Source organism: Stenotrophomonas sp. IS26 (assembly GCF_054188265.1).
Map to the genome: position 1 here is coordinate 184,366 of NZ_JBSZJV010000004.1, position 15,060 is coordinate 199,425.

General features: G+C 66.2%; 14 protein-coding genes. 6 read left to right on the forward strand and 8 right to left on the reverse strand.

Translation table 11 applies throughout. From position 1 onward, the window contains the following. The first annotated feature begins 3 nt into the window (after positions 1-3). Entirely contained in the window at positions 4-861 is an 858-nt protein-coding gene (locus tag ACW6W5_RS06095) for a DUF3298 and DUF4163 domain-containing protein (protein WP_152152684.1), read from the forward strand. A gap of 14 nt (positions 862-875) precedes the next feature. Further along, the gene (cfa, locus tag ACW6W5_RS06100) at positions 876-1,994 is read left to right on the forward strand and encodes a cyclopropane fatty acyl phospholipid synthase (protein ID WP_121038048.1); all 1,119 of its coding nucleotides are present in this window, start codon (positions 876-878) and stop codon (positions 1,992-1,994) included. Between the two features lie 65 nt (positions 1,995-2,059). Here cfa and ACW6W5_RS06105 read toward each other — a convergent pair whose 3' ends face one another. Beyond that, on the reverse strand, positions 2,060-4,231 hold the full coding sequence (locus ACW6W5_RS06105) for a M3 family metallopeptidase (RefSeq protein WP_152152682.1): 2,172 nt from the start codon (positions 4,229-4,231) through the stop codon (positions 2,060-2,062). Between the two features lie 402 nt (positions 4,232-4,633). Between ACW6W5_RS06105 and ACW6W5_RS06110 the strand changes: the two genes are divergently transcribed. Then, positions 4,634-5,116 carry a glutathione peroxidase gene (locus tag ACW6W5_RS06110; protein WP_152152680.1) on the forward strand — a complete coding sequence of 161 codons (483 nt, stop codon included), beginning with the start codon at positions 4,634-4,636 and terminating at the stop codon, positions 5,114-5,116. Between the two features lie 108 nt (positions 5,117-5,224). Here the strand turns inward: ACW6W5_RS06110 and ACW6W5_RS06115 are convergent, their stop codons facing one another. The 4 genes from ACW6W5_RS06115 to sigJ all read right to left on the reverse strand — a co-directional run bounded on the left by ACW6W5_RS06115 (position 5,225) and on the right by sigJ (position 9,535). Further along, positions 5,225-6,004: a ferredoxin--NADP reductase gene (locus ACW6W5_RS06115; RefSeq protein ID WP_019185907.1), complete on the reverse strand. Its 780-nt coding sequence runs from the start codon at positions 6,002-6,004 to the stop codon at positions 5,225-5,227. 95 nt (positions 6,005-6,099) lie between these two features. Continuing rightward, positions 6,100-7,971: an ABC transporter ATP-binding protein gene (locus ACW6W5_RS06120; protein ID WP_152152678.1), complete on the reverse strand. Its 1,872-nt coding sequence runs from the start codon at positions 7,969-7,971 to the stop codon at positions 6,100-6,102. A gap of 187 nt (positions 7,972-8,158) precedes the next feature. Further along, positions 8,159-8,602 carry a carboxymuconolactone decarboxylase family protein gene (locus ACW6W5_RS06125; RefSeq protein ID WP_152152676.1) on the reverse strand — a complete coding sequence of 148 codons (444 nt, stop codon included), beginning with the start codon at positions 8,600-8,602 and terminating at the stop codon, positions 8,159-8,161. Positions 8,603-8,638: 36 nt separating this feature from the next. Further along, the gene (gene sigJ, locus ACW6W5_RS06130) at positions 8,639-9,535 is read right to left on the reverse strand and encodes an RNA polymerase sigma factor SigJ (RefSeq protein ID WP_152152674.1); all 897 of its coding nucleotides are present in this window, start codon (positions 9,533-9,535) and stop codon (positions 8,639-8,641) included. Between the two features lie 153 nt (positions 9,536-9,688). Here sigJ and ACW6W5_RS06135 point away from each other — a divergent pair, with 153 nt between their 5' ends. Together ACW6W5_RS06135 and ACW6W5_RS06140 are read left to right on the forward strand one after the other, a co-directional pair. Then, positions 9,689-11,206 (forward strand): fumarate hydratase, encoded by a 1,518-nt coding sequence (locus ACW6W5_RS06135; RefSeq protein ID WP_152152672.1) that lies wholly within the window; start codon positions 9,689-9,691, stop codon positions 11,204-11,206. 2 nt (positions 11,207-11,208) lie between these two features. Beyond that, positions 11,209-11,844: a glutathione S-transferase family protein gene (locus ACW6W5_RS06140; RefSeq protein WP_152152670.1), complete on the forward strand. Its 636-nt coding sequence runs from the start codon at positions 11,209-11,211 to the stop codon at positions 11,842-11,844. Between the two features lie 6 nt (positions 11,845-11,850). On the opposite strand, the gene ACW6W5_RS06145 is transcribed toward ACW6W5_RS06140, so the two are convergent. Continuing rightward, complete coding sequence (locus tag ACW6W5_RS06145) at positions 11,851-12,960, reverse strand: sterol desaturase family protein (protein WP_152152668.1); 1,110 nt, start codon at positions 12,958-12,960, stop codon at positions 11,851-11,853. 186 nt (positions 12,961-13,146) lie between these two features. Between ACW6W5_RS06145 and ACW6W5_RS06150 the strand changes: the two genes are divergently transcribed. After that, a complete protein-coding gene (locus tag ACW6W5_RS06150; RefSeq protein ID WP_152152665.1) occupies positions 13,147-13,491 on the forward strand; it encodes a hypothetical protein in 345 nt (114 codons plus the stop codon). A gap of 9 nt (positions 13,492-13,500) precedes the next feature. Here the strand turns inward: ACW6W5_RS06150 and arsC are convergent, their stop codons facing one another. Continuing rightward, positions 13,501-13,854 carry an arsenate reductase (glutaredoxin) gene (gene arsC / locus ACW6W5_RS06155; protein ID WP_121038015.1) on the reverse strand — a complete coding sequence of 118 codons (354 nt, stop codon included), beginning with the start codon at positions 13,852-13,854 and terminating at the stop codon, positions 13,501-13,503. Beyond that, positions 13,854-15,020, reverse strand: coding sequence for a phospholipase A (locus ACW6W5_RS06160; RefSeq protein WP_121038012.1), 1,167 nt, complete (start codon positions 15,018-15,020; stop codon positions 13,854-13,856). The genes arsC and ACW6W5_RS06160 overlap by 1 nt, the downstream gene beginning before the upstream one ends. Positions 15,021-15,060 lie beyond the last annotated feature (40 nt).

The following is a 15,060-nucleotide window of genomic DNA, read 5'->3' on the forward strand; positions in this document are numbered from 1 at the left end:
AGGATGAACATCGCAGGAAACCGTCGCGCGCTGCGCGCCAGCGCGTTGGCCATGGCCATGGGCGTGGTGGTGCTGGCAGGCTGCAACAAGCACGACGGCGACACACAAGCACCGGCGGCGCCGGTCGACACGGCTGCCGAACCTGTCGCGCCCGCGGTGGCGCCCGACGCACCGGTCGAGCTGCGCGATGTGATCGAAACCTCGCCGCAGGCCGTGGTCGGAATCACCTACCCGCCGGACATCGCCCGGTATCCGGGCTTGGCCAAGGCGCTGGGCGGCTATGCCGACAGTGCGCGGGCAGAGCTGCAGCAGGCGCTGGACGGGCTGGGCAACGACAAGCCGACCATGCCCTACGAGCTTTCGCTGACCTTCGAGAAGGTGCTGGAAACGCCGCAGCTGGTGGTGGTGACCGCCGATGGCAGCCGCTATACCGGCGGTGCGCACGGTGAGCCGCTGGTGGCGCGCTTTGTGTGGCTGCCGGAGCAGCAGCAGATGCTGACCGCCGACAAGCTGGTGGCCGATGCCAAGGGCTGGAAAGCGATCAGCGATTACGTGGCCGACCAGCTGCGCGAGCGCGTGGCGACCCGGTTGAGCGGCGATGAAATGGAGCCGGCACAGATGCAGGAATCGCTGCGCAATGCCAGCCGGATGATCGCCGACGGCACCGGGCCAAGTGCCGACAACTTCAGCCAGTTCCAGCCGCTGACCGGTTCCGACGGGCGCATCTCTGCGATACGCTTCGTGTTCCCGCCCTACCAGGTAGGGCCGTACTCGGACGGCACGCAGACCGTGGACGTCCCGGCCGCCGTGCTGGTGCCGCACGTGGGTCAGGATGTCGCAGGGTTGTTCGCCCGGGGCTGATCGACGGAGGCGATGTGGACGCTGGGCTGCAACGACGGGTCACAGGGTTGCTGCATGAGGCGGGGATCACCGTGGAAGGTGACCAACCGCAGGACATCACGGTGCACGACCCGCGCTTCTACGCGCGGGTCATGGCCCACGGCTCGCTGGGCCTGGGCGAGAGTTACATGGACGGGCAGTGGGATGCCCGCGCGCTGGATGACGTCCTCTTTCATCTGATGCAGGCGCATCTGGACGAGCGCGTGCACGGCTGGCGCGATCTGGCCGATGCGCTCAAGGCAAGGGTGTTCAACCTGCAGGCCGGGGCCGGCAGTTTCGAGGTCGGCCGGCGCCATTACGATCTGGGCAACGATCTGTACGAGGCGATGCTCGGCCAACGCCTGGTCTACAGCTGTGGCTACTGGCGCCAGGCAACGGATCTGGATGCCGCCCAGGAGGCCAAGCTCGATCTGATCTGCCGCAAGCTGGGGCTGCGCGCTGGCCAGCGCATTCTGGATATCGGCTGCGGGTGGGGCGAGGCGCTGAAATTCGCGGCCGAGCGCTATGGCGTGTCCGGGGTAGGCGTGACGATCTCGCAGGAACAGGCGGAGTATGCGCGCCAGTTGTGCGCGGGGCTGCCGATCGAGATCCGGCTGCAGGACTATCACGCGGTGGACGAGTCCTTCGACGCGATCCTGTCAGTGGGCATGTTCGAGCACGTAGGCGACAAGAACTATCGAGGCTACTTCGAGATGGCGCGGCGCTGCCTGCGGCCGGAGGGATTGTTCCTGCTGCATTCGATCGGCAGCAATCTGTCGCGGCATCGTACCGATCCGTGGATCGCCAAGTACATTTTCCCGAATTCGATGCTGCCCTCGGCCGCGCAGGTGACGGAGGCGTTCGAGGGGCTGTTCGTGTTGGAGGATTGGCACAACTTCGGCACCGATTACGACCGGACGCTGCAGGCGTGGCGGGCCAATATCGAGGCGGCGTGGCCACGGCTGGATGCGCAGCGCTATGACGAACGCTTCCGCCGGATGTGGCAGTTCTATCTGGCCGGCTCGATGGCGAGTTTCCGCTGCCGGCATGCGCAGTTGTGGCAGTTGGTGTTGTCGCCGGATGGTGTGCCGGGGGGGTATGTGGCGCCGCGGTGAGGGCAACAAAAAAACGCCCGGTAATGCCGGGCGTTTTTCGTACTGCACGTCCTTGAAACAGACGCTTACTTCTTGCTGTCACCCGAGGTCAGGCCGCGCTTTTCGAGCAGCGGCTCGATCTGCGGGGCGTGCCCGGCGAAGTTCTGGAACAGCTCCATCGCATCCACGCTGCCGCCCTTGGAGAGCAGGGTCTGGCGGAAGTGGTCGCCGTTCTTGCGGCTCAGGCCACCGTTTTCGCGGAACCACTTCTGGGTGTTGGCATCGAGCACTTCGGACCAGATGTAGGCGTAGTAGCCGGCCGAGTAGCCGCCCATGATGTGGCTGAAGTACGGGGTCTTGTAACGCGGCGGGACCGGCGCGTAGAAGATGCCGTCCTTGGCCAGGGCCTCGGCTTCGAACTTCATCACGTCCTTGGCAGCCGGCACCTGGTCCGGGCCGATCTGGTGCCAGCGCTGGTCGAGCATGGCCGCACCGAGGTATTCGGTGGTGGCGAAGCCCTGGTTGAACTTGGCGGCAGCGACGACCTTGTCGAGCAGGGCCTGCGGCATGGCCGTGCCGTTCTGGTAATGCTTGGCGTAGTTCTTCAGGATGACCGGATCATCGGCCCACATCTCGTTGACCTGCGAGGGGAACTCGACGAAGTCGCGCGGCACCGAGGTGCCCGAGAAATAGGGGTACTTCACGTTCGAGAACATGCCGTGCAGGGCATGGCCGAATTCGTGGAAGGTGGTGGTCACTTCATCCCAGGTCAGCAGGGTCGGCTTGCCGGCCGGCGGCTTGGGGATGTTGAGGTGGTTGGCGACCACCGGCTTGAAGCCGGTCAGCTCGGACTGCGAGACATACGAGTTCATCCATGCACCACCGCGCTTGGAGGCGCGTGCGTACGGGTCGAAGATGAAGATCGCCAGCTGGCTGCCGTCGGCATCGAACACGTCGTAGACGGTGACGTCTTCGTGGTAGACGGGCAGGTCGGTGCGCTGCTTGAAGGTCAGGCCGAATTCGAGCTGGGCGGCGTGGAAGACGCCGTTTTCGAGCACGTTCTTCATTTCGAAGTACGGCTTGAGCTGGGATTCGTCGAAGTTGTACTTGGCCTGGCGGACCTTCTCGCTGTAGAACGCCCAGTCCCATGCTTCCAGCTTGAAGGTGGGCTTGCCGGCAGCCTTCTGTTCCTTGTCGATCATGGCCTGCAGGTCGGCGGCTTCGCGCTTGGCGTTGGCGACGGCGGCCGGGGCGAGCTGGCCGAGCATGGCGTTGACGGCTTCGGGGGTCTTGGCAGTCTGGTTGGTGAGGTTGTAGGCGGCGAAATTCGCAAAGCCCATCAGCTTGGCCTTGTCGGCACGCAGCTGCATGATGCGCGAGACCAGGGCGGTGTTGTCGTACTCGCCGCCGCGGCTGCCGCGGGTGATGGAGGCTTCGTAGATCTTCTGGCGCAGCGCGCGGTTGGCCAGGTTGGTCAGCGGCGGCTGGCCGGTGGTGTTGAGCAGGGTGATGACGTACTTGCCGTCCTGGCCACGGGCCTTGGCGGCTTCGGCAGCGGCGGAGATCTGCTCCTGCGAGAGACCGGCCAGCTCCTTGACGTCATCGACGGTGATCGCCGAGGCGTTCACTTCGGCCAGCACGTTCTGGCTGAACGTGGTGCCCAGGTTGGCCAGTTCGGCGTTCATTTCCTTGAGCTTGGTCTTGTCGGCTTCGGACAGCTTGGCGCCGGCGCGGACGTAGCTCTCGTAGTACTTCTCGACCAGGCGCACGCCTTCGGCGTCGAGGCCGAGCGCCGCGCGACCGTCGTACAGGCTCTGGATGCGGGCGAACAGCTTGCCGTTCAGCGCGATGGCGTCGCTGTGCGCGGCGAAGCGGGCGGAGTAGTCGGCCTGCAGCTTCTTGCGTGCGTCGTTGGTGTCGGCGCCGACGAGGCTGAAGAAGACGGTGGTGGCGCGATCCAGGGTGTCACCGCTCTTTTCCAGGGCGATGATGGTGTTGTCGAAGGTCGGCTTGGCCTTGTTGTTGGCGATCGCGTCGACTTCCTTCAGTTGCTGGGCCATGCCGGCGTCGAAGGCGGGCGCGAAGTCGCTGTCCTTGATCTTGTCGAACTGCGGGAAGTGCAGCGGCAGCGGGCTGTCGGCGAAGAACGGGTTGGCCTGCTGGGCGGTGGTCGCGGCCGGGGTGGCGGCGGTGGCGGAATAGGCGGGCAGGGCAAGGCCGAGGGTCACGGCGACGGCGAGGGCAAGACGGGTGGTCAAGGGGAATTCTCCGGTCAGACAAGTCTTTGAGGGTAACCCGAGCCGTTGCGGAGCGGCTTGTGTCGAAAGGCATGTTTTGGCCGGACCACGGCCGGGGCATTGCGAAAGGGCGCGGTCACAGCAACAGCAACAGCGGCGATGGGCTGCTGCGAGGCGCGGGGCGGGTGGGGGCCGGCGGGGCACGCTGTGAATACGTCCATGTACGCTCGTAGTGCGCCATCCATGGCGCACTACGGCCCCGCCAACCCCCACCCGCCCCGCGCTGGACAGTCCATTGGCGCCTCGAGAAGGAGCGTGTGGCCCTGAGTGTGGGGTAGTGCCGGCCGCTGGCCGGCTCCCCAGCCGCGCAGGCCGAGTCCTGCGGGCGAGCTAAGATGAGGTCTTTCCACCGGAACCCCTGCCATGACCACTGCCTTCGATTTCCCGTTCGTGGATCTGTCCGGCCAGCCGCAGGCGTTGGCGCAGTACCGGGGCAAGGTGTTGCTGCTGGTCAATGTGGCCAGCAAGTGCGGCTTTACGCCGCAGTACGAAGGGCTGGAGGCGCTGTGGCGGGAGTTCGGGGCGCGGGGGCTGGTGGTGATCGGGTTTCCCTGCGATCAGTTCGGCCACCAGGAGCCGGGCGATGCGGCGCAGATCGGGGAATTCTGTTCGCTGACCTATGGGGTCAGTTTCCCGATGTCGGACAAGGTGGAGGTCAACGGTGCCGGCGCTGATCCGCTGTGGCAGTGGCTCAAGGCCGAGAAGGCCGGGGTATTGGGTACGCGCGGGATCAAGTGGAACTTCAGCAAGTTCCTGGTCGGCCGCGATGGGCAGGTGCTGGCGCGCTACGCGCCGACCGACACGCCGGCATCGCTGCGCGGGGATATCGAGGCGGCGCTGGGCTGAGGCGGTTGCCCGACCACGACGGGCCGGGATCGGGGAGTGCCGGCCGCTGGCCGGCTGCTCGTGTTGCATGATCTTCGCCGGCCCAGCCACGCATGGCGTGGCTCTACGTCATTTTTCGACGAAGGCGCGCTCGAACACGTAGTGGCCCGGCGTGCCGATGCGCGGGGAGGTCTGGAAGCCGCGGCTGTCCAGGACGGTGCGCAGGTCGGCCAGCATCTGCGGGCTGCCGCAGATCATGGCCCGGTCATTTTCCGGGTCCAGCGGCGGCAGGCCGAGGGTCTTCTGCATCTCGCCGCTTTCCATCAGCGAGGTCAGCCGGCCCTGGTTGGGGAAGGCTTCGCGGGTCACGGCCGGGTAGTAGAGCAGCTTGTCGCCGATCATCTCGCCGAGGAATTCGTGCTCGCGCAGTTCCTTCTCGAACAGGTCGCGGTAGGCCAGGTCCTTTTCGTAGCGCACGCCGTGGGTGAGGATCACCTTGTCGAAGCGCTCGTAGGTTTCCGGGTCCTTGATCACCGACAGCCACGGCGCCAGGCCGGTGCCGGTGCCGAGCAGGTACAGGTGCTTGCCGGGGTGCAGGTCGCTGATCAGCAGGGTGCCGGTCGGCTTCTTGCCGACCAGGACCTTGTCGCCCGGCTTGATGTGCTGCAGGCGCGAGGTCAGCGGGCCGTCCTGCACCTTGATGCTGAAGAACTCCAGGTTTTCTTCCCAGTTGGCACTGGCGATGGAGTACGCGCGCAGCAGCGGCCGCGCCTCGGTTTCCAGGCCGATCATCACGAACTGGCCGTTCTCGAAGCGGAAGCCGCTGTCGCGGGTCGTGGTGAAGCTGAAGTAGGCGTCGGTCCAGTGACGGACCTCAAGCACCGTTTCGGCGCCAAAAGCGGAAGACATGGGGGTGGGGTTCTGGTCGGTTTCGTCGGGTCTAGTTTATCTCAAATGAGATAAATTCTCATTGACTGGCTGGGCAGGCCCGCCAGGCGTGGGTTTCAGCGGTAGCCAGCGGCCTGCAGCTCGAACAGTTCGGCGTAGCGGCCGCCCTGGGTCATCAGTTCGGCGTGGGTTCCGCTGGCCTCGATCCGGCCGCCGGCCAGCACCAGGATGCGGTCGGCCATGCGCACCGAGGAGAAGCGGTGCGAGATCAGCACCGCGGTGCGGTTGTCGGACAGTTCCTTGAAGCGCTGGAACACCTCGAACTCGCTGCGGGCATCCAGGGCCGCGGTCGGTTCATCGAGGATCATGACCTGCGCATCGCGCATGTAGGCGCGGGCGATCGCGATCTTCTGCCATTGCCCACCGGACAGGTCCACGCCCATCTTGAAGCGGCGGCCGATGAGCTGGTCGTAGCCGCCGGGCAGGCCGGCGATCACTTCATCGGCCATGCCACGGCGCGCAGCATCGCGGATGCGGGCGTCGTCGGTCATCGCCTCGACCAGACCGACGCCGATGTTCTCGCCGGCGCTGAGGTTGTAGCGCACGAAGTCCTGGAAGATCACGCCCATGTTGGCCCGCAGGTCATCGAGGTCGTAATCGCGCAGGTCGCGGCCATCAAGCAGGATGCGGCCTTCATCGGGGTCGTACAGGCGGGCCAGCAGCTTGACCAGGGTAGTCTTGCCGGCACCGTTCTCGCCGACCAGCGCCAGCACTTCGCCGGCGCGCAGGTCGAAATCCAGATGGCGCACCGCCCAGCTTTCGGCATCGGGATAGCGGAAGCCGACGTTCTCGAACACGAAGCCCTGGGTGATCGGTTGTGGGATGGCGATGGCGTCCGGGCGCGAATGGATCTCCGGTTCGATCTGGAAGAACGAAAACAGGTCGTCCAGATACAGCGCTTGCCCGGCGACCTGCGAAAAACCGATCAGCAGGCCTTCCAGCAGCTGGCGCAGGCGCAGGAAACTGCCGGCCAGGAAGGTGAGGTCGCCGATCGAGAAATCGCCGCGCACGGTGCGCCAGGCGATGTAAGCGTACGCGGCGTAGTACCCGAGCGTTCCCAGCGCGGCGAGCAGCGTGCCCCAGATCGCACGCTTGCGCGCCAGGGCGCGGTTGGCGAGGTAGAACTTCTCGGCCAGCCGTTTGTAGCGGTCGATCAGGAAGCGATGGAGGTTGAAGATCTTCACCTCCTTGGCGGTCTCAACGCTGGCCCCGATCTGGCGCAGGTACTCCAGCTGGCGGCGCTCGGGCGTCCACTGGAAATTGAGGCTGTAGCCGGCAGCGTTGAAATGCGATTCGCCGATGAACGCCGGGATCAGCGCCACCGCGAGGAGCAGGATCAACCAGGGCGCGTACACGATCAGGCCGACCGCGAGACTGGCCACGGTGATGCTGTCCTGCACCTGGCCGAACAGCTGGCTCATCAGGTTCATCCGGCCCATGGTCTGGCGGCGTGCGCGGTCCAGCTTGTCCTGCAGGTCGGGGTCTTCGAAATCCTCCAGGTCCAGTTCGGCGGCGTGTTCCATCAGGCGCACGCTGGTGACGTTGGTGAACAGTTCCGACAGCAACGTATCGGCGTAGCTCACCATGCGGCCGAGCAGGTCCGAGGCCATGGCCAGGCCGAACTCGAGTGCGAGCAGACCGAGCAGCGGGTTCAGCAGCCCGCTGGAAAGTGCCTCGCCGAACGGCGGGAAGCCCGCATCGTGCTGGCTGAGCAGTACCGCCGCATCGATGATCAGCTTGCCGACATACAGCATCGCCACCGGCAGCAATGCACGGATCACGCGCAGGCCGAGGCTGGCCAGGGTCAGCCCGGGGCTGGTCTGCCAGACCTGGCGCAGGAACGGGGGCAGATTGCGCATCGCGTTGACGCGCTCGCGCAGGCTGGGATTCTTCTGGCCGGGTGCACCGGCAGCGGGGGAGGCGGGCATGGGCGACATTGTGCGCGTCGTGACCGTGGTTGATGCATGAATTCAATGCACGCGCAGATTGCGGACGCATACGCACCACAGCGCAGGAGTGCGCGCGGACCGCAGCCCGGCAGTGCCGGCCGCTGGCCGGCTCCAGGTGGCAGCCAGCATCGTGCAGAGCCGGCCAGCGGCCGGCACTACCCGGCGCTTACGGCAGGGGCGGCAACAGCCCGGCGCCGAGGCGGTTCCAGGCATTGATCACCGCGATGCCCATGCTCAGGTCGCTGATGCCCTTTTCATCGAAGTGCGGCAACAGTGCCTCGTACGCGGCATCGGAGGGCGCTGCGCAGCTCAGCCGGGTCAGTGCCTCGGCCCAGCCCAGCGCGGCACGCTCGCGCGCATCGAAGAAGCGGCTCTCGTGCCAGGCCGGCAGCGTATCGAGCTTGCGCGGTTCGATTCCCCCCTTGCGCAGGGTGGTGCCGTGCATGTCCATGCAGTAGCCGCAGCCATTGATCTGCGAGACACGCAGGAACACCAGCTCCATCAACACAGGATCGATGGAGCTGTCGTGGACGGCCTTGCTGGTGGCCAGCAGGCCCTTGAAGGCCTCGGCGGCCAGACGGGTGTACGGAACGCGGGGTAAAGCGGACATGCGGCTACTCCATGACGGCCGCAATGGCCGTCTTCATCAGGAGGACGCGCCAGCCTCGCGCGCTGTGACAAGCGCAGTGAGTTTTTCCGGATTGAGCACGCTGAGCACGCGCACGATACGCCCTGCATCGACCGTGATCATCGTGACCGAGTGCAACTGGTCGCCGGCGAATCGCAGGATCGCCGGCTCGCCATTGACCTGGCCCAGCTGGGCTGGATGCTGGCCGTTGCGACGCGCGATCGCCCAGTACAGCTGCGCGATGCGCTCGGCGCCGAGCAGGGGACGGATTGCCGCCGTCACGCGGCCACCGCCATCGGAGATCATCTCGGCGTTGGCGTCGAGCAGCGCGCGGATCGCCGCCAGGTCGCCCTGCTGCGAGGCGTCCATGAAGCGTGCCAGGAGGTTGCGGTGCTGCGCCGGCGAGACCGCGAAGCGTGGGGCGCCGGTCTGCAGCCGCTGCCGCGCCCGATGGACCAGCTGCCGGCAGTTGGCCGGGGTGTGCTCCAGCAGCGGGGCGATGTCCGGGTAGTCGTACTCGAACACGTCCTTGAGCAGGAAGGCGGCACGCTCGTCCGGCGTGAGCTGCTCCAGCAGCGCCAGGAACGCCACGGAGACCTCGTCGGCCAGCGCGTGGCGCTGGGCCGGGTCCTGCAGCGGGTCCGGGTCCAGGGAGATCTCCAGCGGCTCGGGCAGCCACGGCCCCACGTACTCCACGTGTGCGCTGCGCCGGGCGCGCAGCCGGTCCAGGCCCAGCCGGGTGGTGGCGGTGACCAGCCAGCCTTCCGGGTCGCGGATCACGGTGGTGTCGGCGCCCTGCCAGCGCAGCCAGGCATCCTGGACGATGTCCTCGGCGTCGCTGCGGCTGCCCAGCAGGCGGTAGGCCAGGGCGAACAGGCGGGGGCGGTGGGTCTGGAAGGTATCGGTCGGGGTCATGCCGGAAGGACGCGGCCGGGCAGGCCGCTGTGACAAGGCTGGGCGGCCACTGTGCACCAAACGCCGCGGCCGCGAGCGATTCTCAACGCCGCCCGGCGGTAGTTGTTAAAATCGGCGGTTCAACCCCGCCAGCCTCCAGCAAGCGAGCAAGTCGTGACATCGATCAAGCAGGAAGACCTCATCCAGTCCATCGCCGACGCGCTGCAGTACATCTCGTACTACCACCCGGTCGATTACATCAAGAGCCTCAACGCTGCCTACGAGCGCGAAGAGTCGCCGGCCGCGAAGGAGGCGATGGCCCAGATCCTGATCAACTCGCGGATGTGCGCCGAAGGCCACCGGCCGATCTGCCAGGACACCGGCATCGTGACCGTGTTCCTGGAAATCGGCATGAACGTGCGTTGGGACGACGCCACGATGGGCGTGGAGGACATGGCCAACGAAGGCGTGCGCCGTGCCTACAACTACCCGGACAACAAGCTGCGCGCCTCGGTGCTGGCCGATCCGGCCGGCAAGCGCATCAACACCAGGGACAACACCCCGGGCGTGGTCAACGTCAAGGTGGTGCCGGGTGACACCGTCGAGGTGATCGTCGCGGCCAAGGGCGGCGGTTCGGAAGCCAAGTCCAAGTTCGCCATGCTCAACCCGTCCGATTCGATCGTGGACTGGGTCCTCAAGACCGTGCCGACCATGGGCGCCGGCTGGTGCCCGCCTGGCATGCTCGGCATCGGCATCGGCGGTACCGCCGAGAAGGCGATGCTGCTGGCCAAGGAGTCGCTGATGGAGCCGATCGACATCAACGAGCTCAAGGCCCGTGGCGCCTCCAACCGTGCCGAAGAACTGCGCCTGGAACTGTTCGACAAGGTGAACGCGTTGGGCATCGGCGCGCAGGGCCTGGGCGGCCTGACCACCGTGCTGGACATCAAGGTCAAGGATTTCCCCACCCACGCGGCCAACCTGCCGGTGGCGATGATCCCGAACTGCGCGGCCACCCGCCATGCGCATTTCACGCTGGATGGCAGCGGCCCGGTGATGCTCGATCCGCCGTCGCTGGAAGACTGGCCGCAGATCACCTATGACGCCTCCAAGGGCACCCGCGTCGATCTGGACACGATCACTCCGGAAGACGTCGCCAGCTGGACGCCGGGCCAGACCCTGCTGCTCAACGGCAAGCTGCTGACCGGCCGCGACGCCGCGCACAAGCGCATGGTGGAGATGCTGGACAAGGGCGAGCCGCTGCCGGTCGACCTCAAGGGCCGCTTCATCTACTACGTCGGCCCGGTCGATCCGGTGCGCGACGAAGTGGTGGGCCCGGCCGGCCCGACCACCGCCACCCGCATGGACAAGTTCACCCGCCAGGTGCTGGAACAGACCGGCCTGCTGGGCATGGTCGGCAAGGCCGAGCGCGGCCCGGCGGCGATCGAGGCGATCCGTGACAACAAGTCGGCCTACCTGATGGCGGTCGGCGGCTCGGCGTACCTGGTCTCCAAGGCGATCAAGGCGGCCAAGGTGGTGGGCTTCGCGGATCTGGGCATGGAAGCGATCTACGAGTTCACCGTGCAGGACATGCCGGTGACCGTGGCGGTGGATTCCACCGGCGAGTCCGTGCACCAGACCGGCCCGCGCGAATGGCAGGCCCGCATCGGCAAGATTCCGGTCGTGGTGGTCTGAGCATGCGCACCACGCTGTACGGATCACCGAGCACCGCCGCGCTGGTCGTGCACTGGCTATTGCTGGAACTGCAGATCGAGCATGATCTGGTGCTGCTGGATTTCGACAAGCGCGAGCACAAGGATGCAGCGTATCTCGCCTTGAATCCCGCAGGCCTGGTGCCGACGCTGGTGCTGGACGGGCAGGTATTGACCGAAGCGGCAGCGATCGCGCTGCATCTTGCAGACCGCCACCCGGAAGCGGCCCTGCTGCCAGCACCGGGGACTGCCCAGCGCGCCGAGGCGTACCGCTGGATGTTCTGGTGCGCCAACACCGTGCAACCGGCGTACCGGGCGTGGTTCTACCCGCAGGAAATGGCGGACCCCGAGCACGTGGACACGACCCGCCAGCGTGCGCGCGAGCGGTTGGAAGGCGCCTGGCAGCATCTGACCGAGCACCTGTCCACGCGCGGCCCGTATGTGCTGGGCGAGTCGTTGAGCGTGGTCGATTTCATGTTGGTGATGCTGATGCGCTGGTCGCGCAACATGCCCACGCCTAGTGACACCTGGCCGGCATTGAAGACGTACGCGGATCGCCTGAAAGCACGGCCGGCGTTCGCCGAGGTCTACCGGCGCGAGGGTATCACCGACTGGCGCTGACAGGGTTCAGTCGACGTACTCGTCGAAGGTCCGTCGTGCACGGAATGGCATCAGGTGCTGGTTGAGCAGCCCCTTGGGCACGGTCTCCAGTTTCATGACGCCGTATTCCTGCGGCCATTCGCGCTGATCCCGGGGCAGTTTGAAGGTGCCCATCAGCATGTCCACCAGCGGTAGGTGGATGGCGTAGTTGACGTCGACGTACTCCTGCTGCCGCGCGTGATGCCAATGGTGGTAGCGCGGCAGCACCAGCAGGTACTCCAGCCAGCCGAACCGGATGCCCAGGTTGGCGTGGGCCAACACCGCCTGCAGACCCACCAGGATCACGTAGGCATTGATCGCCGGGGTCGAGAAGCCGAGTACCAGCAGTGGCAGCAGCACGCAGCTGCGGGTGATGACGATTTCGACGAAATGGATGCGCGAGCCGGCCAGCCAATCCATGTGCCGGCTGGAGTGGTGCACGGCGTGGAAGCGCCAGAGCCATGGGGTGTTGTGATACGCGCGGTGCAGAAGTGCCTGGGCCATGTCCGCGACGAATACCGCGATCAGGAACTGCAGCCACACCGGCATCGACTGGATCAGCGTCTTGAGCGCAGGGAACGCGGCCAGCCCGGCAATGGTCGAGGTCGAGGCGGTCACCAGGATCAGGATGAACTGCACCAGCACGTGGCTCATGAAGAAATAGCCGACATCGGTACGCCAGCCCGGCCGTAGCGGCGAGAGTAAGTGTTTGCCGAGGTAGCGCTCCAGCGGCACGAATACCAGTGCCGAGAAGAACAGCGACAGCACGAACCAGTCCAGACCCAGGGAGTAGGGTGTCTGTCCGATCGCATCGAACTGCACGTTGGTACCCCCCAGCAGCACCGCCAGGGTGGCGCTGCCGACGCCGATCGTGGCAATCCGCTTGTTGCGGTCGCGCAGGATCGCCAGGGTGCCCATGATGAAGGCGGCGGCCAGCCCGACCAGCAGCAGGTGGCGGGCGAACTGTTCGTTGTAGACCGCGCGGAACTCGCGGCTGGTCAACAGATCCGGAAAATGGAAGCAGGCCACGCCCATCAGGCTTAGCAGGCCCAGCAGAGCCGAGCCGTAGGCGAAGAACGAGCGTTGTGGTCGGGCCATCCGCTGGCATCCAGGTGAAAGGGCGGGGCTATTGTGGGCGCCGGAGCCGGCGTAACGGAAGAGGCATTTGCGGCTGCGGTGGCAGCCCGGGTATTAATTTGGAAAACAAGCAGTGCTACATTCCGGGCATGCACACATGCCGGCCAAGGCCGGATGCTTTCGACACGGAGCACGACGATGCCGAGGATGCTTTCCGCCCTGCTGTTGATCCTGCTGGTCACCGCCTGCAGCAGTGATGGCGATTTCCACACCGCCCCGCCCAGTCTGCGCGAGGTCACCGCCGCCAATCAGTGCATGCAGCAGTGCCAACGCCAGTACGACAGCTGCATGACCAACCGGACGGGATTTGGCAGCGGCGACAGCTGTGGCGCGGGGGTGGCGACCCAGCGCGACGCGAAGTGCGACAAGATCGACAACCCGGAGCTGCGCAAGGCATGCCAGGCCAGCAGCGACTACTGCCGCAACCGGCTGCCCGCGCTGACCTGCGGCGAGGATAACAGCCGGTGCACCAGCCGCTGCGGGGGCAGCTGAGGCATGGCCTTAGGCCGGCAGGATCGCCAGCACCGTCTCCGGCGGCCGGCACAGGCGTGCGCCGCGCGGGGTCTCCACGATCGGGCGGTTGATCAGCTCCGGGTGGGCGACCATCGCCTCGATCAGCGCGGCATCGGGCAACGCGTCGTCGTCCAGCCCGAGCGAACCATAGGCCGGCTCCTTGCTGCGCAGCAACGCGCGCGGGGCGATGCCCATGCGCGTGATCAGCCCTGCCAGCGTGGCACGGTCCGGCGGCGTCTTCAGGTACTCGACCACCACCGGCTCGATGCCGTGTTCACGCAGGATCTCCAGCGCCCCGCGCGAGTTGCTGCAGCGCGGGTTGTGCCAGATCGTCACGGCCATCAATACCACTCCAGCAGCGACACACCCAGGCCGACATAGGTGGCCTTGTGGTTGTAATCGATCATGCTCTCGCCGTAACCATCGAAGATCTGCACGTGGCCGCGCAGCAGATTGCTGATCGGGAAGCCGTAATCGAGCTGCAGCGCACCGTGCGAACGGTCGCCGCCGCGCAGCGAGTGACGCGCCATCAGCGAGACTTCGTGACCGTTCTTGTTCCAGGTCAGGGTGGCGTCACCGCGGCCCATGTAATCGGAGATGTCCGGGTTGTTGTCGTCCTTGCGATCTTCCGGAATGCGATACCACGGGCGCAGCACCAGCGCCCAGTTTTCGCGGTCCAGGCCGACGGTGGCGATCACCCGGTTCCAGCTGCGCGACAGGGGATCGGCGCGACCGTTGGACATGTGGTTGATGCTGATCCCGCTCATGCGCCCGCGCCAGCCGCCGATCGAATAGCCGTTGCGGAACATCAGCATCACTTCCGGCTCGTAATTGGTCTCACGGAACGGGCGCGAGTTGTCGGCGTTGTAGGCCTGCCAGCGCGAGCTCTGCGTGTAGCCGGCCCAGATGTCGCCGTTGTCGCCGAACAGGTTCTCCACGATCTTGGTCTTGAAGCTGAGCTGGAACTTCAGTTCCGCGCTGTCCAGCTGCTGCGAGGTGGTGACCGTGTTGACCGGATTGGGCGACTGCGGCATCTGGTTCTTGTCGCTGGTCCAGAACGCGGGAAGCAGGTAGACCGGCTTGTAGGCGCGCAGCTGGAACGCGCCGAGCTTGGAGTCCTGCGCGAGCTCCCAGCGGCTGTCGAGCAGCGAGCCCTTGCCGGCATTGGCCAGCGCATCTTCATGGCCGTCGTTCTTGAACACTTCTCCGAGGCGCTGCTTGACCCGCTGCGTCGCGGGCGCGTCGGCGTCGGCACTGCGGGCGGCATGACGTTCTTCCCGGCGCTCCTGCTTGGCGGCGGTGGCAGCGGCATCGGCGGCCAGGGTGACCTCGGGCGTACGCCCGAACAGCGTGTCGTAGCAGGCCAGGCGCGCTGCGTCTGTGTCCACCTGGGCGCAGGCCTCCGGCGAGGCCGGGGTGGGCGCGGCTTCCTGGGCAGCAGCAGGCAGCGCCGCGCAGGCCAGGGCCAGGGCGGTGAACAGGGCGGAGCGGGAATGGGGAATGGTCATGGGAGCAGGGCCGCGTGACAAGAATGAATGGGTCAACCGG

Bases quoted from the DNA above. Each gene is read 5' to 3' on its own strand.
- ACW6W5_RS06095 (WP_152152684.1), top strand. From the start codon at position 4: ATGAACATCGCAGGAAACCGTCGCGCGCTGCGCGCCAGCGCGTTGGCC.
- ACW6W5_RS06110 (WP_152152680.1), top strand. From the start codon at position 4,634: ATGACCACTGCCTTCGATTTCCCGTTCGTGGATCTGTCCGGCCAGCCG.
- ACW6W5_RS06115 (WP_019185907.1), bottom strand. From the start codon at position 6,004: ATGTCTTCCGCTTTTGGCGCCGAAACGGTGCTTGAGGTCCGTCACTGG.
- ACW6W5_RS06120 (WP_152152678.1), bottom strand. From the start codon at position 7,971: ATGCCCGCCTCCCCCGCTGCCGGTGCACCCGGCCAGAAGAATCCCAGC.
- ACW6W5_RS06125 (WP_152152676.1), bottom strand. From the start codon at position 8,602: ATGTCCGCTTTACCCCGCGTTCCGTACACCCGTCTGGCCGCCGAGGCC.
- sigJ (WP_152152674.1), bottom strand. From the start codon at position 9,535: ATGACCCCGACCGATACCTTCCAGACCCACCGCCCCCGCCTGTTCGCC.
- ACW6W5_RS06140 (WP_152152670.1), top strand. From the start codon at position 11,209: ATGCGCACCACGCTGTACGGATCACCGAGCACCGCCGCGCTGGTCGTG.
- ACW6W5_RS06145 (WP_152152668.1), bottom strand. From the start codon at position 12,960: ATGGCCCGACCACAACGCTCGTTCTTCGCCTACGGCTCGGCTCTGCTG.
- ACW6W5_RS06150 (WP_152152665.1), top strand. From the start codon at position 13,147: ATGCTTTCCGCCCTGCTGTTGATCCTGCTGGTCACCGCCTGCAGCAGT.
- arsC (WP_121038015.1), bottom strand. From the start codon at position 13,854: ATGGCCGTGACGATCTGGCACAACCCGCGCTGCAGCAACTCGCGCGGG.
- ACW6W5_RS06160 (WP_121038012.1), bottom strand. From the start codon at position 15,020: ATGACCATTCCCCATTCCCGCTCCGCCCTGTTCACCGCCCTGGCCCTG.